We start from the raw sequence: 21,030 nt of genomic DNA on the forward strand, positions 1-21,030 counted from the left end.
CCCGGTGCCCTTCGAGGCGCCGGGGGCACAGCCGTCTGCTCAGTACTGCCGCTGCGGCGGTACGTGCGCGGCCTCGGCCAGCGCCGGGGCCAGGTTCTCGCGGCGGATGCGCTGGTCCACGTACAGCAGCCCCGTCGCGAGCTGGGGGAAGAAGGTCACCACGATCTGGGTGATGAAGCTGCCCAACATGGTGACCAGCAGGTACGTGCCCACGGACGTCAGGGCCTGGAGAGCTGCGGCCTCGTTGCTGCCGGTGTAGCCGATGCTGGGGATCATCGAGAACATCCCGAGGAAGCTGAACGGGATCTGGATGAGCGAGCTCGCCACCATCGCCATCATCATGACCAGCAGGGCGATGCCGAAGATCCGCCACCACGCGCCCTTGACCAGCCGGGCCGAGCGGCGCAGCGCCCGCACGGGGCCCGCCGACTCGAAGACGGCGACGGACGGGGCCAGGCTGGACAGCACCCACAGCCAGATCGCGAGCGGGACGAGCAGCAGACCGCCCACGAGCCCGACCCCGGCCAGCACGTTCGCCAGTTCGCCGCCCCGGCGTTCCACCACCGAGATCATCAGGGCCACGTAGCCGGTCGTCAGCAGCCCCGTCACCAGGAGCCCGCCCAGCCAGGGCAGCAGCAGCGCACCGAGCACCGCGGGAAGCCTGCGGACGGCGCGGCTCCACACCGCACCGAAGGTGGTCGGCCGGCCGAGCACCGCCTCCTGGAGGACGGCGGGGGAAGCCGCCTGGGTCAGCGCCGTGGCGAGCAGCAGGCAGAGCATGCCGACGAGTCCCACCGCGCCGAAGGTCCAGGCGATGGTGAGGAGCGGGGTCGGGAGACGGCCTTCCTCGTGGGCGCGCAGGGCGCTCTCGATCGCCCGGAACTCGTCGGAGAGCCGGGAGACCGCGAGGGCCACGGCGCCGCCCGTGACCACGAGCGCCGCACCGTACGCCACCGCGGCGACGGCGACGAGCTGCTTCCAGTGGCGGCCGAACGCCGCGAAGGTGCCGTTCAGGATGTCGCTGACTCCGAGCGGGCGCAGCGGTATCACGCCCGGCTTCGGCGCCTCGGGAGGCGGCGCCCAGCCGCCGCCCCAGCCGGGGCCGGGGCCGGGCGGGCCGGGCGGAGGGCTTCCGTAGGGGCCGCCCGAGTAGTGCGTCACTGCGTGCTCCGTGGGTCGTGGGTGAGGGAGGGGGACGGCGGCCCACCGTATCCGGGTTCGTGCGAGGTGCGGAATGGTGGACGGGTGCGGGCCGCCGGGCGGGGCGGCGCCCTTCCGGGGAGGGGCTGCTGCGTCTCTGCGGCCGGGGGCCGCAGCGGCCTCGGCACAGGCGCTGCGGGAGGCGTGTCGTTCATGGCCGGTTCGTCCTAGGTTGTGGGCCAACAGCCGTACCGCTGAAGGGCGTTGTCATGACATCTCCGTCCGCTGCCCCGGTCGTCTCCCTCTCCGCGAGCCATCTTTCCGGCGCCGTCGGCGCCGTCGCCGATCCGACCGTCCAGGTCCTCGTCTCCCAGGCGGGGGCGGACCCCGCCGACCTGTCCGTGGTGGCGGTGGCCTCGTCCGACACCCGGATCGCGGGCGCGGGCGACGTCACCGTGCGGGGGCGCGGGGCCGAGCGGGAGGTGTCCGTGCGGGCGCGGGGGCGCGGCACCTGCGACCTGACGCTGCGCGTCATAGGGCTCGGCGGGGGCACGGCCACGACCGTCCTTCGCTACGCCGCCTCGGGACCCGTCCAGCACGCCGCCGACACCCGCTACTTCACCGGGGCCAGTGACGCTTCGGCCGCCCTCGACGTGGGCGGCGGGCATCTCGTACTCGCCGACGACGAGTCCAACACGCTGCGGCTCTACGCACGGGGAGCGTCCGGCGGACCGCTGCGCGCCTGGGACTTCGGGGCGCGGCTCGGCGCACGCGAAGAGATCGACATCGAGGGCGTGGCCCGGGCCGGGGACACCGACGCCGTCTACTGGCTGGGCTCCATGTCGAACAGCAAGGACGGGGAGCTCCGCCCGGACCGGTCGCTGCTCTTCCGCACGGCGGTACGGGGCGCGGGCTCCGCCGTCGAGCTGGTGCCGGCGGGTGCGTACCGCGGTCTGCGCTCCGACCTGATCGCCTGGGACGAGGCGCGCGGCGGCGAGTTCGGGTTCGCGGCCGGGGCGGCCGAGGGGCGGGTGTCGAAGCGGATCGACGGATTCTGCGCGGAGGGCTTCGAGTTCGCGCCGGGCAGCACCAGCGTGGCGTACATCGGGTTCCGGGCGCCGCTGGTGCCCCCGAAGAGGGGCGGCGAGGCGCTGCTCGTGCCCGTACTGAACGTGGACGACCTGATGGTGGAGAGTGAAGAGGCCGGTGGGCGGGCCGAGTTCGGGGAGCCGGTGCTGCTGGACCTGGACGGTCTCGGCATCCGCGACCTGCGCCGGAACTCCGCCGGCCAGTATCTGATCGTCGCCGGGTCCTGGGCGGCCGACGACGAGTCCGAGCCGTACGCGCTCTTCGCCTGGAACGGACGAGCGGGGCACGGGGCGGCCCGGCTGATGGACCTGCCGACCGGCGACCCGGGCGGCTGGGAGTGCGTCGTCGACGTGCCCGACCTCGAAGTGCCGGGCGCACGCGTGCAGTTGGTCGCCGACTGCGGGTCCGCCGACTGGTACGGGACCGGGGTGGCGGCCAAGGACCTGCGGGAGCCGGAGTGGAAGAAGGCGCGGGCGGTGACGTTCACCGTGACCGAGTAGCCTCCCGGGTCTCCGCGGCGGCCCGTGACGGACCCGTCGCTCCTCGTCGCACAGGGGCGTGCGTACGCTCGGGGCATGCCCTACGTTCTGCCGGCCGCGGCGATCGCGGCGGAGGTGGCCGGGACCACGGCCATGAAGTACAGCGACGGCTTCAGCAGGCTGTGGCCGTCGCTCGCCACCGTCGTCGGTTACCTGGTCGCCTTCGGGCTGCTGGCCCGGGCGCTGAAGTCGATGCCGGTGGGCACGGCCTACGCGATCTGGGCGGGGGTCGGCACGGCCGCCGTCGCCGTCATCGGGACGGTCTTCCTCGGCGAGTCGGCGAGCGCGGTCAAGCTGGCGGGGATCGTGCTGGTCATCGGGGGAGTGGTACTGCTCAATCTCGGCGGGGCGCACTGATCCTCCACGCCCGCAGGACGAGACCGGTTCGCCCGGGCGGGCCGCCGCCGGTTAGGTTTCCTGTCATGACCGATACGACTGTTTCCCGCACCACCGGCGCCGTTGCCGCCGGACTCGCCACCCTCGCCGCCGACGGCACCGTCCTCGACACCTGGTTCCCCGCCCCCGAGCTCGTCGCCGAGCCCGGCCCCGCAGGGACCGAGCGCCTCTCCGCCGAGCGCGCCGCCGAACTCCTCGGGTCCAGTGCGCCCAAGGCGATCGGCCCCGACGCCCGCCGCGGCGTCGAGGTCGTCGCCGTACGTACGGTCATCGCCTCGCTCGACGACAAGCCGCTGGACGCCCACGACGCCTACCTGCGTCTGCACCTGCTCTCGCACCGCCTCGTCCAGCCGCACGGCCAGAACCTGGACGGCCTCTTCGGGCTCCTCGCCAACGTCGCCTGGACCTCGCTCGGCCCGGTCGCCGTGGACTCGGTCGAAGAGGTGCGGCTCCACGCGCGCGCCGAGGGCCTGCACCTCCAGGTGACCTCGGTCGACAAGTTCCCGCGCATGACGGACTACGTCACCCCCAAGGGCGTCCGCATCGCCGACGCCGACCGGGTCCGCCTCGGCGCGCACCTCGCCGCCGGTACGACCGTCATGCACGAGGGCTTCGTCAACTTCAACGCCGGCACGCTCGGCACCTCCATGGTGGAGGGCCGCATCTCGGCCGGTGTCGTCGTCGGCGACGGCTCGGACATCGGCGGCGGCGCCTCGACCATGGGCACCCTGTCCGGCGGCGGCAACGTCCGCATCGTCATCGGCGAGCGCTGCCTGGTCGGCGCCGAGGCCGGTGTCGGCATCCCGCTCGGCGACGAGTGCGTCGTCGAGGCGGGTCTCTACGTCACCGCCGGTACGCGCGTCACGATGCCCGACGGGCAGATCGTCAAGGCCCGCGAACTGTCCGGCGCCTCGAACATCCTCTTCCGCCGCAACTCGGTGTCCGGCGCCGTCGAGGCCCGCCCGAACAACGCGGTGTGGGGCGGCCTCAACGAGGTGCTGCACAGCCACAACTAGTCGCAGCAGGGCGGGAGTTGCCCGGTCCTCGGGCCGGTTCGGTCAGTGGGTGCCGAAGCGGGCGATGGGGCCGAGCAGCTCCCGCTGCGTACCCGGCGCATCTCGGCGCGGTACATGTCGTGCGTGTCGCGGAAGTCGGTCGGGGTCGGGCCGGTGCGTCCGGTCGGCCAGAACTCGTCCGAATCGGCCATGGTCACATCCAGGATGAATGCGGTGATTCATGCTGGTTTTGTGTGGTGTGGGACGGGGCGGGGTCGGTGGCTCTCCGTGACCTTTGAGTCGTACGAACGGTTGAGCCGATCATGAATCAACCGATCATGCGCACGGCCTTGACCGCCGCCGCTCTCGCCGCCGTCCTCCCGGTACTACTCGCCGCCGGTGCCGCGTCCGCCGACGAGTACCACGAGAACTCGCACAACGCTCCGCGCGTCGCGCTCGTGAACACAGGGCAGATCGACGATCCCCTCGAAGACGTGCTGGAGCACGCGGCGGTCCTCGGTCGGACGTACGTCGTGGAGGGCGCCGACGCCCCAGGTCACTCCTGACCCATCAGCTCCCCGTATGCCGCCAGCAGCCCGTCGGCCACCTCCGTGGCGGCGGGCTGCAGCGGTTCCCTGACCGGTCCTGCGGGCAGGCCGAGCGCGCCGAGCAGCGCCTTCGCGGTGACCGTGCCGGGCAGCCCGGACGCCATCATCAGCTCGACGAGGGGGAGGGTGCGCCGGTGGTGGCGGGTCGCCTCCGCCACGTCGCCCCGGTCGTACGCGTCGAGGGCGGCCCTCAGTGCCCGCGGGGCGACGTTCGCGACCGTGCTGACGAAGCCGGTGCCGCCGACCGCGCGCAGCGGCAGGTTCATCTCCTCGCTGCCCGAGTAGTACGCGAGGCCGCCGCGGGCGATCACCTTGGCGCTGCCGAGCAGGTCGTACGCACAGTCCTTGACCGCGGTGATGCGCGGGTGCTCCGCGAGTCTCAGCATGGTGTCCGGCTCGATGCGGACGCCGGTGCGGCCCGGGATGTCGTACAGCATGACGGGGATGCCGACCGCGTCCGCGACCCGCCGGAAGTGCGCCTCGATCGCGGCCTGGGGTGGCCGGCTGTAGTACGGGGTCACCACCAACAGGCCGTCGGCGCCCGCGAGTTCGGCCTCCCTGGCCAGCTGTACGGTGTGGGCGGTGTGCGCGCTGCCGACGCCGGTGAGGACCGGGACGCCGGGGCCGACCGCCTCCCGCACGGCGCGCAGGAGTGCGGACTTCTCGGCGTCGGACGTGGTCGGGGACTCCCCGGTGGTGCCGTTCAGGACGAGCCCTTCGCAGCCGCCGGACGAGATCAGGTGGTCGGCGAGCTTCTGGGCGCCGGACAGGTCGATGGCGTCGCCGGTGGGCGAGAAGGGAGTGATCATCGCGCAGAGGGCGCGGCCGAACGGGGCGGCGGCAGAAGTCATGTGCGCAGTCTCGGGCGCGTGCACCGTGCAGGTCCACTTAGAACTTCTCCGCTCGAAGGGTAAGCAGAGTTAAAGGATGGTGGGTGGTCTGGCATGATCCCCGCAGGGGAGGCGCGGGAACGGTCCGCGCGGGGTGACCGGGGCGAGGGGTACAGCGGCGTGAAGGCGATACGTACGAAGGCTGCGCTGCTGGGTGCAGTGGCCGGGGTGATGCTGCTGACCGGTTGCGACGGGTTCCTGGTCCCTGCGGGCGAGGGCGAGCCTCGGACGACGCCGACGCCGACGCCGACGCCGACGGTGACGAAGGCGGCTCCCGGGCCGTCCGGCATCGAGGTCGTGCCCGGCCCGAGGCCGCCGGCGACGCCGGCCGGGCCGCCCTCCGCTGCCTACACCCCGCCCGTCTGTCCCTACGGCGTCAAGGCGGAGACCGGGCCGATCAACGCCGCCATGGGGGCGCGTGCCACCACGATCACGCTCACGAACTGCGGCTCGAAGCCGTACACGGCCCACGGGCACCCCTCGATCCAGATCCTGGACGAGGACAAGAAGCCGTTCGCGCTGACCGTTCGGCTCAGGCCGAGCCGCAAACAGAGCATCACGCTCCAGCCCGGCGAGTCCACCACCGCCTCGCTCTCCTGGCGGATGAACAACGGAATCGGAATGTTCCTCAAGATCGAGCCGAACCCGCGCCACGACAGCATGACGGTGCCGCTGGACAGGGCGGACGTCTCCGACGGGGACACGATCGAACTGGGCATGTGGGGCGAGAAGCCGGAGTCCTGAGCGGCTGTTGACCTCAAGCGTGGTTGACGTTTCAGGATGGCTGCGTAGCGCGCCGGACAGCCGGAGTGCACGGAGCGAGGAGAACCTCATGCACAAGACCGTGGCCAACAGCCGCCCGGAGCTGACCCGTTCGGGCGTCGGGGTCGTCAAGGTCAGTACCTGGGACGTCGGTTCGCCGGAGGGGCAGGCGGCGGCCGTCGCCGCCGTCGAGAAGGCCTGGCTGTCCCGGGACTGGCCCGAGCGGGGGCCGCTGTCCTACAGCGTGTACGCCGGTGAGGACGGGCGGACGCTGCTGCACTACAGCCAGTGGGCGGACGAGGACGTGTACCGGGCCTTCTTCGCCTCCGGGCGGGACGAGCGGAACGCCGAGATCGACGCGGCCGTGCCCGGGATCCGGCGGCTCGGACTGCACTCGTACGAGCTGTACCGCAGCCACGTCACCGAGGGCGACGACCGGCTGCCGGGGTGCATCGCGCTGATCGAGGTGGACTTCGACGGGGCGGACCGGGCGCGGGCGAGGGAGTGGGTGGACGCCGTGTTCGACGCCCTCGACGGTCCGCGGGGGGAGAGCGACGGCGGGATCTCCGCCCACTTCCACGTGAGTACCGACGGGGCCCGCGCCCTCAACTACGCCGAGTGGGTCGACGCCGCCTCGCACCTCGCCATGATGAACGCCCCGAAGGACCCGGGCGGCGAGCTGCCCGCCGAGTGGCAGCGCGTCCACGCCTTCCCGGGCCTGGCGGGCAGCCTGGTGCGGCGCTTCACGCCCGCGCTGAGCCTGAGCGCGGGCGCGTAGCGCCGGGTCCCGTACTACGGGCGGAAGCGGAGCACCTGCGGGTCGTGGTCGCTGTTCTGGTCGGCGAACTCGGCGTTGATGTGCACGCTGTCGTAACCGAAGTCGCGGATCGAAGGGCTGGTCAGGATCTGGTCCAGGACCTGGGCGTTGCCCTGGAAGACGTACGAGTAACGCTCCGGGCGGGGCAGGGACTTGACGGCCGCGTTCAGTGCGCCGCCCGCCGTCAGGGCCTTCGTCGTCGCCGAGAACTCGAAGTCGTTGATGTCTCCGAGGACCAGGACCTTCGCCCGGCGGTCGGCCTTCAGGGCGTCCTTCACGAAGGCGTTGACCGTCTGCGCCTGCTGGAGGCGGCGGGTCTCCGACGAGCGGACCGGTGGCTGGTGGTGCGAGGTCAGGGCCTCGTCGCCGCCCTTGGAGCCGAAGTGGTTGGCGATGAGGATGACCGGCTCGCCACGGAAGCGGAACTCGGCGGCGAGGGGCTTGCGGCTGTTCTCCCAGGCCGTGTTGGCGGGGTCGATGCGGCCGGGGGAGAGCGTCAGGGCGGCGTGGCCCTTGTCGCGCACGACGGCGGTGGCGGTGCCGGCGTCGCCGCCCGCGCGGTGGGTGAAGGAGACGCGGGCCGGGTTGTAGAGGAAGACCTGGCGGATGTTGCCGCCGGGCTCGCCGCCGTCCTTGTTGTTCTCCGGGTCGATGGAGGTCCAGGAGTAGGCGGGGCCGCCCGCGGCGGCGATCGCGTCCGTGAACTTCTTCACCGTCTGGCCCGCGGCGACCGTGCCGTCGTTCTTCGCGCCGTTGTCGTCCTGGATCTCCTCCAGGGCGAGGATGTCGGGCGAGGCGAGGTTGTCGACGACGGCCTTGGCGAGGGCGTCGAACTTCTCCTGCGGGTCGGTCGGGTCGAGGTTCTCCACGTTGTACGTGGCCACGGCCAGCTCGCCGCGCCCCTGCTTGCGGGTCTTCTCGCGCTTCAGACCGCGGTCGGTGACCGTGCCGAGGGTGCGGGCGGTCAGCGTGTAGCCGCCGTACTGGTTGAAGTCGAGCGGTCCCTCGGCGCCGCCGTTCAGCACGTCACCGACGTTCGCCTTCGGGAACGGCTGCTGGGCGAGCGGGGCCAGCTGCTGGATCTGGATGCGGCCGGTGTTCTGGGAGGTGTACGAGCCGTAGACCGTGCCGCCGCGCCGGTTGTCGTTCTCGTGCGGCTTGACCGTCACCCACAGCTCGGCGTGCGCGTCGGTCGCGCCGACCACCCGGGAGGTGCCGACGCGGACGTTGGTGCCTTCCAGGGACTCGTAGTAGTCGAGGGCGTAGCGGCGGGGTTCGAGGGGGAGCGCGTTGATGCTGCCGTCGGCGGCCGGGTCGCCCTCGGGGGCGTAACGGGAGGGCACCGTACGGGCGGAGACGACGACCGGGGCGGGTATCGCGTTGCCGGAGGAGAGGACCGTCACCGTCGGCTTGGAGAGCTGGGTGAGGGACTGGTTGCCGGACTTCAGGCCGCCGGGGACGTACTCGGTGACCGTGCCGGAGACCCGGACGGCGTCGCCGGCCGCCACGGTCGGGTTCGTACCGGTGAAGACGAAGACGCCCTCGCTGGTGGCGGGGTTGCCGTCACCCTTCGCGTCCTGGATCCAGAAGCCCTTCGAGCCGTACGTACGGACACCGGTGACGACGCCCTCGACGTCCGTGACCTGCTTGCCCGCGAGCGGGGAGACGCGGGTGGTGCCCTGGATGTCGTGGATGCGGACCGGACCGTCCGCGGCGGTGTCGGCGGCGGTGGCCGACGCGGCACCGGCCAGCAGGCCGGCGGCGAGTGCGGTGGTGAGGAGGGTGGCGACCGCGGTGGTTCTCGGCAGGCCGGTCATCGGCACAGAGCGGCGGGACGTCATCAGAGGACTCCGGGAGTGAGGGCTGCTGGACGGCTTCACAGCCGTGTAGCGAAACAGTTCTACGCGCGTCAATCTCTTGCTTGGGCACGGGTGTTGTCAAGGTTCGGCGGATGAGCGGCCGGTGCACGAAACCTGACGGGTACATGAACCCCATGGGATCGGTGCAAATACGTCTACGCTGGGGGCCGCTCAATCGATCTGCCCCCTGGCATGTGCCCCGAGGAGAACCCCCAGATGTCCGAAGACCGTCCCACCCTGCCGCCGGTGCGGCTGCACTCGGACGCGGAGCTGGCGCGGGACGCGCTGGCCGCACCGCTGTTCGCCCGGGCCGTCAAGCTCGCCCGCTGGGCCTCGCCCGTCACCCGGGTCGGCGCGGGCGGCGAGCTCGTGGAGGAGCAACTGCCGCTCGCCGCGGCCGAGCTGGGCCTCGGTCCGACGGACGGGGTGCAGGACGCGGCGGACGCGGACGACGCGGCGGCGTACGCGAGCGAGGCGTGGCGCACTGCGGTCGACACCGGGCTGGTCGACGTGACGGACCCCGAGGACCCCGAGGCACAGGACGCCCACGGCACGGCCGCGCCGGGCGAGGCGCTCGCCGTCCTCGCGGGCGGCAGTCCGCAGGACGTGCTCGGGCTGTGGCTGGAGGCCTTCGAGACGGCCTTCGCGGACGCCACCGCGCCCGTGCTCGACGACCTCGGCGCGCTCCTCGGCGAGGACGGCGAGATCGACTTCGGGGCGCTGGACTGGGACCCGCAGCAGGAGGCGGAGTTCCTGGAGGGCGTACTCGGCAACCTGTACCTGCTGAGCGTCGCCGACGGCGGCCCCGGCGACGGCATGGTGCCGCTGCCCGCGCTGGCCGCTTCGATGATCGTCCCCGACGACATGGGCGAGCCGACGGACGACGTGCTGGAGCAGGTGTCGGACGCGATGATGCGCCTCGACGACCAGTTCAGGGTGCTGGAGCCGATCGGTCTCGTGGAGTACACGCCGGTGGACGAGGCGCTGATGGCGGAGGAGCCGGCGGACGGCGCGGGCCCGGAGGAGCTGGACGAGGAGGACGTCTCCCGGTACGGGATGGTGCGGCTGACCCCGCTCGGGCTGTACGGCGTACGGGCCCGGATGCTGGAGGCCGGTGTCGACGCGCCGGCGGTCGGCGACCTCGCGGACAAGGGGGCGGACGTCCTCCTCGACGGCATCGCGTACTTCCCCGAACTGGCGGGCCGCGCGGAGACCGAGCAGTGGCTCTCGCGCCGCGAACCGGCCGACGCGGCAAGGGAGTTGCTCGCTGCCGCCCGGGGCACCGACCCGGGTGCACCGCTGCGCAGGCTGCGCTGCCAGCAGGGTCTCTCCCTGGTGGGGGACACGGCGGAGCCGTCCGTACGGGCGGTGCTGGACGACCCCGAGCTGGGCGGGCTGGCGAGGGTGTGGCTCGCCGAGCGGGGCGCGGCCCAGGTGCCGGCGCCGCCGGAGGAGATGGTCTTCTGGCTGGCCGTCGACACGATCGCGGCCCAGTTGGACGCGGCGGGGGAGACGCCGGAGCTGGAGGAACTGGTGGTGGGCCTGGTCGGGCAGCACACCGGCTTCCTCGACTCGGCGTGGCGGGTCGAACACCCGGCCACGGCGGCGGTGCTGGAGGCGATGGGGCGGCTGCACCCCGAGAAGAAGGTGGCGAAGGAGGCCAAGAAGGCCGCGTTCAAGGCGCGGTCGCGGTCGGGGGCCTGAGTACGACGCGCGAAGCTACGAGTGCGCCGGGCACGGCGAGCACAGCCGTTGGGACGAGCGCGCCGGGCGCGGCAGGCGGGACGGGTGCGGCGCACGCGGCTGGTCGGGCGGGTGCGGCGTATGAAGTGGGCGCGCGGGCCGCTGTAAGCACCGCCATTTCCGGACACCGGGCTCCACCCCCACGGGGGTGGGGCCCGGTTCTGTCTGTCCGGGGAACAGGGAACATGCTGGTGGCATATGGCAGGGTCCGGGATTTCGGCAGGTCGGAGCAACCCGCGCGCAGGGGGCGCACGTTGGCCGGTTCGCGCCCCCTCCGGATGGGTATCGGATGGGTGCCGCAGGGTGTGGCGTACCTCCGAGGGCTGTGCGCCGGCCGAGAGGCAGTGTCCGATGACGACAACGGCTCCGGCCCACGGCCCGCCGCGGGCCCGATGACGGTTTCCTTCCACGGCCCGGCCGTCCGACGGCCGGGGGCTCCGGCGGGAAACGCTCTCCCCGTGCTCCTTGGCACCCTGCTCTTCTCCTCGTACGCGCGGGCCCGCGCGACCCCGCGTACCTGTGTTGTTCCACGGACCTTGAGAGGGACCCCTTATGACGCCCACCACCACGGAAATCGCGGCTCCCTCAGGCTTCGACGAGGAACAGGTACCGCTCTACTACTCGCGCAAGACGGCCGACATTCTGCACAAATACGGGCCAGGCCCCCGTACGCACTTCCACATAGGCATGTTCGGCAGCGGGGAACACCCCCAGACGACGGTCAGCCAGCGCGTCCTCAAGCAGCGCATCCGGGACTCGCAGGAGGCCGTCCTGGCGCACGCGGCGAAGTCGTGGGGCGTGCTGGGAGCGCCGCCCCTGACGATGCTCGACGTCGGCTGCGGCCTCGGCGGCGGCTCGCTGTACTGGGCGCAGGAGCACGGAGCGCGGGTCACCGCTCTGACGGTGACCGGTGAACACATACCGGTGATAAACGACTTCGTGCGCCAAGCGGGCGCACAGAAGCAGGTGACCGCGGTCCAGGGCGACGTGCACGCCTGGGAGGAAGAAGGGCTCTACGACGCGGCCGTCGCGATCGAGAGCTCCGGATACATGGACCGGGAGCGGATGTTCTCCGTGGTGGCCCGGGCATTACGGCCCGGTGGCTGGTTCGGCATCCAGGAGCACTTCCTGTGCCGGCCCGAATGGACCGACTTCATCGACGGCTACTACAAGACCCGGCTCGGCTGCCTGACCGAGTACATCGCGGCGGCCCGCGCGGCGGGCTTCGAGCTGGAGGCCGACGAGGACATCACCGACCGGGTCGCGGAGTTCTGGGTGCAGTCGATGGCCTGGACGACCGCGGAACTCGACGGCCTGGACCAGGGGGGCAGCTCGCCGATCGGCCGCAGGCGGCTGGTCGAGTCCGCGCTCACGCACGGCAAGTTCTTCCGGGTGTGGCGCGACCACGCCCTGGAGACACGGCTGTTGATCTTCCGGCTGGGCGAGGGGAAGCGCGGATGAGCCGGACGGCGAGCGACTTCCGCGCCCCGTGCTCCGCGCTGGGGAGCCGACTGCCGGACTTCTACTGTCCGGTCGGGGACGCCGGGGTGCACCCCGCGGCCGAGGCACTCGGCGTACGCGCCCTGGCCTGGGCCGACCGGTACGGGCTCTATCCCGACGCCACCGAACGGGCCTGGGCGCGGGCCATCCACAACCCCGACTTCGTCGGACGGATCATTCCGTACGGCGACGAGGAAACGCTTCTGCTCTTCATGGAGTGGAACTACTGGGCCTGGGCCGTGGACGACTGGCAGGACTCGGGCACCGCGGCCGGACGCACCGCGGTCGTCGTCGACCACGGCCAGCGGGTGCTCCGCACGCTGGAGGCACCCGGCTCCGCGATGCTGCCACCGGGAGCGCTCTCCGCCGCGCTGGACGACCTGGTGGCCCGCACCCGCGCCCGGTTCACCCCCGCCCAGCTGTGGCGGCTGTGCGCCGGGACCCGCGACTGGCTGTCCGGGGTGGCCTGGCAGACCGCGAACACCGAGCGCGGCCGGATGCCGACGCTCAACGACTTCGTGGCCGTACGGGTCTCGGTGAACGGCACCCGCTTCTCCCTCGCCTTCAGCGAGGTGGCCAACGGGATACGGCTGCCGCCCGACCTCCACTGCTCGCCCGCGGTGCAGGCGCTGACCGAGGCCGCCGGGTTCATCGTGAGCAGCGACAACGACCTCTTCTCGTACGCCATGGACGATCACCTGGACCCGCCCGCCCAGAACCTGGTCAACGTGCTCGCCCACCAGGAGGGCTGCTCGGCCGCGGACGCGCTGCCTGCCGCGGTCGCGCTGCGGGACCGGGCGATGACGTACTTCGTGACGCTGGGCGAGAGGCTCGCCGCCCGCAGCGGCGACCCCGAACTCCGGCGCCACATCGATGCGTTGGGCCACTACGTGTCCGGCTGCATCCGCTGGATGAGCGCGGCCCCCCGCTATGCCAGCCCCCGCAACCGGCACCCGCTGCCGGTCGACGGCGCGTCGTACGACATCACCGTCACCGACCGCCCGGCCGCCGCCGGGGACGGCGTGCGGATCCCGGCGGTGCCTGCACTGGACTGGTGGTGGGCGCAGTTGGACGGCTGAGCGCGGGCGGCCGAAGGTGCGGCTGTGCGTGCGGACGGACGGGCCCGGGGCGGCGCTCGCCCCGGGCCCGCCCGCGTGTTCAGCGCTGCGACGCGGTCACCCCTTGTACAGCGTCGTGTGGTTGAACGTCGACGACGCGCCGTCGAATCCGTACGTACCCCGGTAGGACGGCGGGTTCTGGAACTGGCCGACGATCGTGATCGTGTTCGCACACGACCCCTGGCCCGCCCGCTTCGCGTCCAGCCTCAGCTGGTTGCCTATCGAGCCGCCCGTGATGTCCCACGGGGCGCCGCAGATGCCGGCCGTGATGCGCCCGCCCGTGATCGTGAAGGGCGAGGTGTTCGGGTTGAAGCGGATCTCCATCTCGAACGTGGTCGCCCCGTTGTTGAGCTGGAGCTTCGCGGTCACCGCTACGGCCTCCGCGGACACGTCCTGGAGTGCGGCGAACGCCTCCTCGCGGGTCTTGACCTCAGCACCCTGCGGGTTGAGGTGGCGGTGTTCCGTACGGCGCGGCTTCTCCTGGGACGACTTGCGTGACTGGGTGGTCATGGTGGACCTTCCTTCCGCCGGAGCCGGAGCCGTCAGGCCAGCAGCTCGGCGATCTCGACGCGCAGCAGCGCGCGGACGTGCTCGATGTGGTTGACCACGGTGACGACCTGGGAGCCGGCGAAGAGCAGGCCGACCGCGACGTTGTCCAGCGAGGTGACCAGGGAACCGGAGTCGCCGCCCGCCGAGATGTTCGTCGTGAGGATCTGGTCCTTGAAGCGGGCGGTGCCCGCAGTGCCGTAGTTCACGTCGATGGTCGCGTTGGTGGCGATGACCCGGCCGAAGCTGATGTTGGTGGTCCGGCCGCTCTTCTTCACCCGGTCGCCGACAGCGATGTTGGTCCGCCGCCGCCATGCCCGCGGTGCGCCGCTGAAGTACTGCTCGCGCGTCGCGTCCTGGAAGTCGACGGCGCCCAGCGCGGCGTCGACGATGTTGTTGTGCCGCTCCAGCGGGATCTGCGGGGCGAACTGGATGGGGATGAACCGGTCCAGCGTGGCGATCTTGTCCGCCGGGTCCTGGCCGCCGTCGAAGACGCCCGGCTGGAGGATGTTGCTGCCCGCCGGGGCCCTGTTGGAGTCGGCCAGCACGTGGTTGTTGCTCAGGATGTAGAACTTCGCCGGCGTACCGAGGCCCGCTGCGGGCGGGTCGGTGGTCGCGCCGGGCAGGAAGTCGTACACCACGCTGCCGAGCGTGCCTGCCGTCACCCGTACGTTGCCGACGGAGAAGCCGGACGGGCAGGGGCGCATCCGGCGCTTGAGCAGCTGCGGCTCGAACGCGCCGAGCCCGCTCAGCTCTTCCAGCAGCGGCTGCGACAGCGTCCCCGACTGCTCGCTCACGCTGCCGTCGGAGCGGTACTGGTCCTGGTCCTGACCGAGCGACCCGCGCCGCTGCGGACGCATCTGCCGCTGCGCCGACACCTGGCCGACCGCGACCACGTCGGTCGGGGTGCCGTCGTGCATCTGCCGCGGTACGACATCCCGCTCGGGCAGCATCGACTCGGGAACCTTCTGGTTCACGAAGACGAGCAGCGCGGGTTCGCCGGTCGGCTGTCCGTCGACCCACTTCACGCCGTGGCCGAAGCCGACCACGTTCGTGAGGGGGCCCTGAGGGTGCAGGAAGTCGGACATCGCCTGCTGGCGGGAGCTGTCACTGACCTGACCGCCGGTGGGTCCTCGCATCATCTCGGGCTGGCTCACGCCAGACCACCTCTTCCCCGGTACGTGTAGGGGTGCACGGAGGTACGCGGGTGCCGGGTGTCGGAGGCTCGGCGGCCTTCGTCAGAGGTCGCCGTCCTGGGACTCGACGTCGCCGATCGCCAGTACGCGAACCGGCACGCCTTCGAGTTCCCCGGGCACCACGTCTTCGGAGCGGAGTCGGTCGCGGGGCACGGTGCGGGTCACGAAGACGATGATGACGTCCTCGCCCGAGTACTCGTCCCTGCCGGTGCCGACTCCGGTCACATTGGCCAGCTGGAGCAGCCGGCTCTCATGGAGGTCGCGGGCCTGCCTGGCATCCACATGGCTCGCCCCCTCGCAGTCGCTGTGCGTCCTTTCCGGCGGGGTTCCCCCGAACCGCGGCCGGTAGGGCAAGTTCTATTGCTGTCGTCACCAGGGGTCAAGGCATTCCACATGAAATCTTGGGAATCCAGGTGATCTGACCGAGTTGACCTTCTTCTGTGCCGTGTGACCTCAAGTACGCAGGCGCGAAGCCCCGTTGAGGTCCAGCACCGTCCCCGACGCCTTTCCTGTGCAGGGGGTGAGGCGCGAGCCGGTTCACGCCCGGTTCACGGCCTGCACCGTCCGCCTGTCCAGCCGTGCGTACCAGCCCGTCGTGTCCGCCGTCAGGTCGGTGATCGTGCCGGTCGTGCCCCAGGTGCGGATGTGGCTGCCGCCGGCGAGGCCGAGTGCCGTGCAGGTGCTGCCCGCCGCCGCGTACAGCGTGCCGCCCGCGACGACCGGCGGGCGCTGACCGGCCCCGCCGCCCTCGACGGTCCTGCGCCAGCGCTGCTTTCCGTCGGCGAGGCCGAGTGCCTGCACGGTGGTCCGGTCCGGCCGGTGGAACGTGACGTTCCCGTCGACCGGCGGCGCGTGTCCCGTGCCGCCGGGCAGAGGCCGCCAGCTGCCCTCCAGGGCCGTGGTGGCGACCTGCCAGCGGACCTGCCCGTCGGCCGGGTCGAAGCCGGTCAACCTGCCGGCGGCGTGCGCCAGTCCGGTTCCGGCCGCGTACGACAGGGCGCTCGCCCCGGCTCCGGGCTTCAGCCCGAGTGAGGGCGCCGCGAGCCGCTTCCCCGTACGGACGTCGAGGACGAGCAGCACGCCGGACGTGGTGAGGAGGTGGAAGCGGCGGCCGTCGGTGCCGGTGGCGACGACGGGTTCCGCCAACTGTCCGTACCGCCAGCGGGTGGCGCCGTCGGCCACGTCGACGCAGGTCACCGGGTTCAGCGCCGGATCGGGGGCGACCAGCAGCAACGAGCGGCCCGCGAGGACGGGGAGCTGCCACCGGGCGGTCTCCTTGCGCTGCCAGGAAGGGCCGCCGAGCTTGCTGTCGCTACTGCTGTACGACACCAGGTGCGGCCCGGGACCGGAGCCGGCACCGGCCGCAGTGACGCCGAGGAACCACTCGGGGGCGATCGGTACGAGGCCCTCGACGTCCCCGTCCACGGCTTTCCCGTCGGCCAGGCGGACTCCCGGCACTCCGGCGTCGGGGGCGACCAGGGTGTCGTCGACGATGCCCCACCGCTGCGGGACGCCCTTGCCGGCCACGAAGGACCACCGCCTCGACCCGTCCGCGGTGTCGAGTGCGTGGACGGCGCCGCCGGTCGTGCCGAAGCCGTCCGACCCGTGGGCGAGGAGCATTCCGCCGTGTCCGGCGGTCGGCAGGATGGCGTCGACCGTGCCGGTTCCGGCGGTGCGGGACCAGCGGACGGCACCCGCTGCGGCCGTCCCCTTCGTCAACTCCCAGTCGAGTGCGGGGGGTTCGTCGGGCTTCCGGGCCGGAGCGCGGGCTCCGGCCCAGATCAGCAGGCCGAGGACGCCGCCGCCCGCGACGGTCAGCAGGCTGCGCCGTGCGAGGTCCTGACGGCGGGTGGGGCGAGTGGAGCGGGAGGCGGCGGGCAGGGCGGGTTTCCGGTCGACGGGTGAGGGTGTGCGCCGCTGCTGCCGGGCGGCGCGCTCGGCGGAGTCGTTCAGGGGCGGGGGAGAGGAGGGCCAGGGCTTCCGGACGGGGGCGGGGGCTGTGGATTCGGTGCGAGCAGTGTCGGGGCCGGGGGTCGTCGCCGAAGCTCCTTCCGGTACGGGCGGGGCCTGGTCCGACCGCAGGACCAGTTCCCCGACCGCCCCCTCCCGCCACCACAGCGGCGTCCCCGACTCCCGCAGCGCGCCCAGGACTTCGCGTACCTCCGGGCGTTCCGGCGGGGACTTGGCCAGGCAGCGGGCAACCAAGTCCCGTACCTCCCACGGGACTTCATCGAGGTCCGGCCCTTCGTGCACCGCGCGGTACAGCATCACCGGCACACTGCCCCGGCCGAACGGGTTCTCGCCGGTCGACGCGAACGCCAGCACCGCGCCCAGCGCGAACACGTCCGCCGCGGACGTGATCTCCGCGCCCTCCTCGATCTGTTCCGGCGCGATGAAGCCCGGCGTGCCGATGATGTCGTCCGCCGCCGTCAGTGCCGAGAGAGCGGCGGCGGAGTGCGTCGACTCCGTCAGCCGGGCGATGCCGAAGTCGATGACACGGGGGCCGTCCGCCGTGACCAGTACGTTCGACGGCTTGAGGTCGCGGTGCACGATGCCCGCCGCGTGGATGCCTGCCAGAGCTTCCGCCAGGGCCGCGCCCAGGGCACGTACCGCCGCCACGGGCAGCGGACCGCACTCCGCGACCGTACGGCGCAGCGTCACGCCCGGCAGGAACGCGGTCGCCAGCCACGGCACCGCCGCGTCCGGGTCGGCGTCCAGGACGGCCGCCGTGTACGCCCCGGTGACCGCACGGGCCGCCGCCGCCTCGCGCCGGAACCGCTCCCGGTAGTGCGGCTCGGCCGCCAGGTGCGCGTGCACCGTCTTCACCGCGACGAGCCGGCCCCCGGCGGTGCGCCCCACGTACACCTGGCCCATGCCGCCCGCGCCGAGCCGGCCGAGGAGCCGGACGGAGCCGAGGCGGTCGGGGTCCTCGGGGAGGAGCGGGGCGTTCACGCGCCCGGCCCGGTGCATCCGGTGCATCCGGTGCATCCGGTGGGCCCGGTGGGCCCGGTGGGCCCGGTGAATCCGTGGGGCCCGGTGCATCCGGTGGGTCCGGCGGCAGGTCTGCCGGATCCACCGGCCTCGGCAGGTCCGCCGGAGGATCCGGTCACGACCCCGCCGGCCCGCGGAGCGTCAGCAGCGTGCGGTCCACGCACAGGTGGACCCGCCCGCCGCCCGCAGCCGCCACCACCTTGCTCATCCGGTCCACCGGCATCGCCCACACCAGTTCGCCCGTCTCCGCCTTCAGCGCGTGCAGACCCCAACCGTCCGAGCGCTGACCCGGCTTAGGGGCCACCGAGGGGTCCGAGCCCGAGGCGTACACGAGGCCGTCGGCCACCAGCGGCGGCGCCTCGTCATCGTCGTCGATGCGGCGGACGTCCGCCCGCGCCCAGCGCTCGTGGCCGGTCGCCGCGTCCAGGGCGCGCAGATCGCCGTTGGTGCCGGTGTGCACCAGACCAGCCGTCGCGGCCGGAGTGACCGTCGCCTCGTCGCCCGCCGCCCGGGACCACCGCCGCTTCCCCGTCGCCAGGTCCACCGCCTCCACGGCGGACCGCCCCGGATAGTGCCGGATCCCCGACGCACCCGGGTGCGCCTCCGGACGGGCCGAGCCGCCCTCGATCTCCCGCTCCACCGTGCCGTCCCGCTCCCGCAGCACCACCAGCGGGCCGTCCGCCGGCTCGCGCAGCGACACCGGACGGTCGGAGGTGGCGACGGCGAGCCTGCCGCCGGACTGGTGGACGGCGGGGACCCCCGTCACCGTCCCCGCCCGGTGCCAGAGCGGTCTGCCGTCCCGCGCCCCGAACCCGTACGCCCGCCAGCGGTTGCCCTTCGTCGCGCGCTGCTCCCACAGGGTGCTCGCCGTCGCGTGCGTGACCAGGCAGACGACGGCCGGCGAGACGCCGAGACGGGCGGACGGGCCCTCGGTCTCGCGGGCCGGAGGGTTGAGGCCGCCCGGGCGGAACCGGTTCAGGACCGGAGCCCCGGTCGACCAGAGGCGCCTTCCGGACGCCGCGTCCAGCGCGACGATCTCGGGCTCCTTCATCGGCAGTCGCAGCACGAACACCGTGTCCCCCTGCGGCCGTACGCTGCCCAGATTCCCGCCCTCGGTCTCGTACCGCCACCGGACGTCGCCGGTCGCCGCGTCCAGCCGCATCAGGGTCCGGTCCGTCCGGACGTACAGGGCGTCGCCGTGCAGCAGGAGCTCTCCGCCGTAGCCCAGGCCGGTACCGAGGTCGCGGGACCAGACCGTGCTGCCCCTGCGCCAACTCCGCCTCGGCGCACCGGCCTTGGCGTCCGCAGGTGTCTTCACGCTCTCGTCGAGCAGCAGGACGGCCGCCGTCGTCGAACCCGATACCGCCGTCACCGCCGCCCCCGCCCAGGCCAGAAACCGGCGGCGGCGCGGCGCGGGCTTCGGCGCCGGTACGTCCGCCACGCCCGCCGCATCCCCGGCGTCCTTCCCGGCATCCTCGACGTCCCTGGGTGCGCGCGGCGCCCGGAACGCCTCCGGGATCTCGTCCTCCCACTCCGGCTCCGCCGCGACGAGTTCGGCCATCGCCTCCTCGTGCTCCCGGACCGCCCCGGCGATCGGTTCCCCCTCCCACCACGGTACGGAGCCCGCCCGCCCGGCACACCAGTCGAGTACCTCCGGGACGGACGGCCGGTCCGCCGGAGCCATGGCGAGGCAGCGCCGCAGGAAGCCGAGCCACTCCTCGTCCGGCACGCCCAGCAGGTCGGGCGGCTCGTGCAGGGTGCGGTGCAGGACCTGCGGGGCGGTCCCCGAACCGTACGGATTGCGGCCCGTGCTCGACAGCGCGAGCAGCGACCCGAGCGCGAACACGTCGGCGGGCGGCCCCACTTCGCCGCCCCTCTCGCCCGTCAGCTGCTCCGGTGCGATGAAGCCGAGGGTGCCGACCAGCTCGCCGGTGCCGGTCAGCGGTTCGCCCGACCCGTGGGCGGCGTCCTTCGCGATGCCGAAGTCGAGGATCTTCGGCCCGTCCCGGGTGATGACGACATTGGCGGGTTTGAGGTCCCGGTGCACGAGGCCCGCGGCATGCACCGCCGCGAGGGCCTCGGCGAGCGCGGCGCCGAGCGTGCCGAGGGCCGCCGAGTCCAGCGGGCCGAGCGTGCTGATCGCGTCGACCAGGCACGGACCGGCACAGAACTCGCTCGCCAGCCAGGGGAGTTCGGTATCGGTGTCGGAGTCGAGGACGGCCGCCGTGAACACGTCGTCCACGGCCCGGGCCGCCGCCACCTCCCGGCGGAACCGCTCCCGGAACCTCGGATCGGCGGCCAGGTGCGGATGCACGGTCTTGAGCGCGACCAGCCGCCCGGCGGGGCTGCGGGCGAGATGCACCCGGCCCATTCCGCCCTCGCCGAGCGGCGCGACGATGTGGTACTCCGCCGGCCCGGCTGCGGATGCTGCGGCTGCCATTCCCTCGGCTCCCCTCCCGATGGCCCGGACGTCGCCGGACGCTGTGTGCGACGCCGTTCGAGGGGCGCGCGGTTGCGGTGCGGCGCGCGTTGTGACGCACCACATGATGCCCGGACGGTGCCCGGACGATGCCCGGGGGAAAATGCTTGGCGTGCGCCGGGTCCGTACTCCTAGAGTCATGGACGTGTCCAGGTGCGCAGGCAGGACCTACTTCCACTCTTCATGGGGAGGTCGCGGGTTCGAGTCCCGTCACCGGTATTCGTGCCGGTGTAGCTCAGGGGTCAGAGCACCTAATGTCGGTTCCGCCGAATTCGAACTCTGGGCACGCTCAACTTCATTCTTCATGCACCTCCCGGTGCGCCAGGCCGCGGCTACTTCTTTGCAAGAAATCCCGCCGCAGC

The 21,030-nt window shown here is 72.6% G+C and carries 17 protein-coding genes; 9 read left to right on the forward strand and 8 right to left on the reverse strand.

The features are described from left to right. Positions 1–39 precede the first annotated feature (39 nt). Positions 40–1,161, reverse strand: coding sequence for a hypothetical protein (locus ACWGIG_RS17225; protein WP_453322437.1), 1,122 nt, complete (start codon positions 1,159–1,161; stop codon positions 40–42). A 248-nt stretch (positions 1,162–1,409) separates the two neighbouring features. Here ACWGIG_RS17225 and ACWGIG_RS17230 point away from each other — a divergent pair, with 248 nt between their 5' ends. From ACWGIG_RS17230 to ACWGIG_RS17245, 4 genes are all read left to right on the forward strand, one after another. Beyond that, on the forward strand, positions 1,410–2,729 hold the full coding sequence (locus ACWGIG_RS17230; protein ID WP_453322438.1) for a hypothetical protein: 1,320 nt from the start codon (positions 1,410–1,412) through the stop codon (positions 2,727–2,729). A 75-nt stretch (positions 2,730–2,804) separates the two neighbouring features. Further along, entirely contained in the window at positions 2,805–3,125 is a 321-nt protein-coding gene (locus tag ACWGIG_RS17235; RefSeq protein WP_453322439.1) for a DMT family transporter, read from the forward strand. A 65-nt stretch (positions 3,126–3,190) separates the two neighbouring features. Next, positions 3,191–4,180, forward strand: a complete 990-nt coding sequence (dapD, locus tag ACWGIG_RS17240; RefSeq protein WP_453322440.1) for a 2,3,4,5-tetrahydropyridine-2,6-dicarboxylate N-succinyltransferase — start codon at positions 3,191–3,193, stop codon at positions 4,178–4,180. 302 nt (positions 4,181–4,482) lie between these two features. Then, on the forward strand, positions 4,483–4,725 hold the full coding sequence (locus tag ACWGIG_RS17245; RefSeq protein ID WP_453322441.1) for a hypothetical protein: 243 nt from the start codon (positions 4,483–4,485) through the stop codon (positions 4,723–4,725). Here ACWGIG_RS17245 and dapA read toward each other — a convergent pair. Then, entirely contained in the window at positions 4,716–5,618 is a 903-nt protein-coding gene (gene dapA / locus ACWGIG_RS17250; protein ID WP_453322442.1) for a 4-hydroxy-tetrahydrodipicolinate synthase, read from the reverse strand. The two genes, ACWGIG_RS17245 and dapA, sit on opposite strands and share 10 nt — an antisense overlap. Positions 5,619–5,711: 93 nt before the next feature. Between dapA and ACWGIG_RS17255 the strand changes: the two genes are divergently transcribed. Together ACWGIG_RS17255 and ACWGIG_RS17260 are read left to right on the forward strand one after the other, a co-directional pair. Further along, positions 5,712–6,401 (forward strand): DUF4232 domain-containing protein, encoded by a 690-nt coding sequence (locus ACWGIG_RS17255; RefSeq protein ID WP_453322443.1) that lies wholly within the window; start codon positions 5,712–5,714, stop codon positions 6,399–6,401. 88 nt (positions 6,402–6,489) lie between these two features. Then, positions 6,490–7,197: an antibiotic biosynthesis monooxygenase gene (locus tag ACWGIG_RS17260; RefSeq protein ID WP_453322444.1), complete on the forward strand. Its 708-nt coding sequence runs from the start codon at positions 6,490–6,492 to the stop codon at positions 7,195–7,197. Positions 7,198–7,211: 14 nt separating this feature from the next. On the opposite strand, the gene ACWGIG_RS17265 is transcribed toward ACWGIG_RS17260, so the two are convergent. Further along, a complete protein-coding gene (locus ACWGIG_RS17265) occupies positions 7,212–9,053 on the reverse strand; it encodes an endonuclease/exonuclease/phosphatase family protein (protein ID WP_453322461.1) in 1,842 nt (613 codons plus the stop codon). A gap of 258 nt (positions 9,054–9,311) precedes the next feature. On the opposite strand from ACWGIG_RS17265, the gene ACWGIG_RS17270 reads away from it, so the two are divergent. From ACWGIG_RS17270 to ACWGIG_RS17280, 3 genes are all read left to right on the forward strand, one after another. Next, positions 9,312–10,799, forward strand: a complete 1,488-nt coding sequence (locus tag ACWGIG_RS17270; RefSeq protein WP_453322445.1) for a hypothetical protein — start codon at positions 9,312–9,314, stop codon at positions 10,797–10,799. Between the two features lie 591 nt (positions 10,800–11,390). After that, entirely contained in the window at positions 11,391–12,299 is a 909-nt protein-coding gene (locus ACWGIG_RS17275; protein WP_453322446.1) for an SAM-dependent methyltransferase, read from the forward strand. Beyond that, complete coding sequence (locus ACWGIG_RS17280; protein WP_453322447.1) at positions 12,296–13,417, forward strand: terpene synthase family protein; 1,122 nt, start codon at positions 12,296–12,298, stop codon at positions 13,415–13,417. The genes ACWGIG_RS17275 and ACWGIG_RS17280 overlap by 4 nt, the downstream gene beginning before the upstream one ends. Before the next feature lie 96 nt (positions 13,418–13,513). Here the strand turns inward: ACWGIG_RS17280 and ACWGIG_RS17285 are convergent, their stop codons facing one another. The 5 genes from ACWGIG_RS17285 to ACWGIG_RS17305 form a co-directional block, all read right to left on the reverse strand. Next, positions 13,514–13,966, reverse strand: a complete 453-nt coding sequence (locus ACWGIG_RS17285) for a hypothetical protein (RefSeq protein ID WP_453322448.1) — start codon at positions 13,964–13,966, stop codon at positions 13,514–13,516. Between the two features lie 32 nt (positions 13,967–13,998). Beyond that, entirely contained in the window at positions 13,999–15,159 is a 1,161-nt protein-coding gene (locus ACWGIG_RS17290; protein ID WP_453322449.1) for a hypothetical protein, read from the reverse strand. Between the two features lie 81 nt (positions 15,160–15,240). Continuing rightward, positions 15,241–15,480 (reverse strand): hypothetical protein, encoded by a 240-nt coding sequence (locus ACWGIG_RS17295; RefSeq protein ID WP_453322450.1) that lies wholly within the window; start codon positions 15,478–15,480, stop codon positions 15,241–15,243. A 255-nt stretch (positions 15,481–15,735) separates the two neighbouring features. After that, on the reverse strand, positions 15,736–18,177 hold the full coding sequence (locus ACWGIG_RS17300; RefSeq protein WP_453322451.1) for a protein kinase domain-containing protein: 2,442 nt from the start codon (positions 18,175–18,177) through the stop codon (positions 15,736–15,738). A gap of 127 nt (positions 18,178–18,304) precedes the next feature. Continuing rightward, entirely contained in the window at positions 18,305–20,629 is a 2,325-nt protein-coding gene (locus tag ACWGIG_RS17305; RefSeq protein WP_453322452.1) for a protein kinase domain-containing protein, read from the reverse strand. Positions 20,630–21,030: the final 401 nt, after the last annotated feature.

This window comes from Streptomyces sp. NPDC054863 (genome assembly GCF_053610825.1).

What these genes read in the sequence shown, in the direction of transcription:
- ACWGIG_RS17230 (WP_453322438.1), top strand. Translation starts at nt 1,410, where the DNA reads ATGACATCTCCGTCCGCTGCCCCGGTCGTCTCCCTCTCCGCGAGCCAT.
- ACWGIG_RS17235 (WP_453322439.1), top strand. Translation starts at nt 2,805, where the DNA reads ATGCCCTACGTTCTGCCGGCCGCGGCGATCGCGGCGGAGGTGGCCGGG.
- dapD (WP_453322440.1), top strand. Translation starts at nt 3,191, where the DNA reads ATGACCGATACGACTGTTTCCCGCACCACCGGCGCCGTTGCCGCCGGA.
- ACWGIG_RS17245 (WP_453322441.1), top strand. Translation starts at nt 4,483, where the DNA reads ATGAATCAACCGATCATGCGCACGGCCTTGACCGCCGCCGCTCTCGCC.
- dapA (WP_453322442.1), bottom strand. Translation starts at nt 5,618, where the DNA reads ATGACTTCTGCCGCCGCCCCGTTCGGCCGCGCCCTCTGCGCGATGATC.
- ACWGIG_RS17255 (WP_453322443.1), top strand. Translation starts at nt 5,712, where the DNA reads ATGATCCCCGCAGGGGAGGCGCGGGAACGGTCCGCGCGGGGTGACCGG.
- ACWGIG_RS17260 (WP_453322444.1), top strand. Translation starts at nt 6,490, where the DNA reads ATGCACAAGACCGTGGCCAACAGCCGCCCGGAGCTGACCCGTTCGGGC.
- ACWGIG_RS17265 (WP_453322461.1), bottom strand. Translation starts at nt 9,053, where the DNA reads ATGACCGGCCTGCCGAGAACCACCGCGGTCGCCACCCTCCTCACCACC.
- ACWGIG_RS17270 (WP_453322445.1), top strand. Translation starts at nt 9,312, where the DNA reads ATGTCCGAAGACCGTCCCACCCTGCCGCCGGTGCGGCTGCACTCGGAC.
- ACWGIG_RS17275 (WP_453322446.1), top strand. Translation starts at nt 11,391, where the DNA reads ATGACGCCCACCACCACGGAAATCGCGGCTCCCTCAGGCTTCGACGAG.
- ACWGIG_RS17280 (WP_453322447.1), top strand. Translation starts at nt 12,296, where the DNA reads ATGAGCCGGACGGCGAGCGACTTCCGCGCCCCGTGCTCCGCGCTGGGG.
- ACWGIG_RS17285 (WP_453322448.1), bottom strand. Translation starts at nt 13,966, where the DNA reads ATGACCACCCAGTCACGCAAGTCGTCCCAGGAGAAGCCGCGCCGTACG.
- ACWGIG_RS17300 (WP_453322451.1), bottom strand. Translation starts at nt 18,177, where the DNA reads ATGCACCGGATGCACCGGGCCGGGCGCGTGAACGCCCCGCTCCTCCCC.
- ACWGIG_RS17305 (WP_453322452.1), bottom strand. Translation starts at nt 20,629, where the DNA reads ATGGCAGCCGCAGCATCCGCAGCCGGGCCGGCGGAGTACCACATCGTC.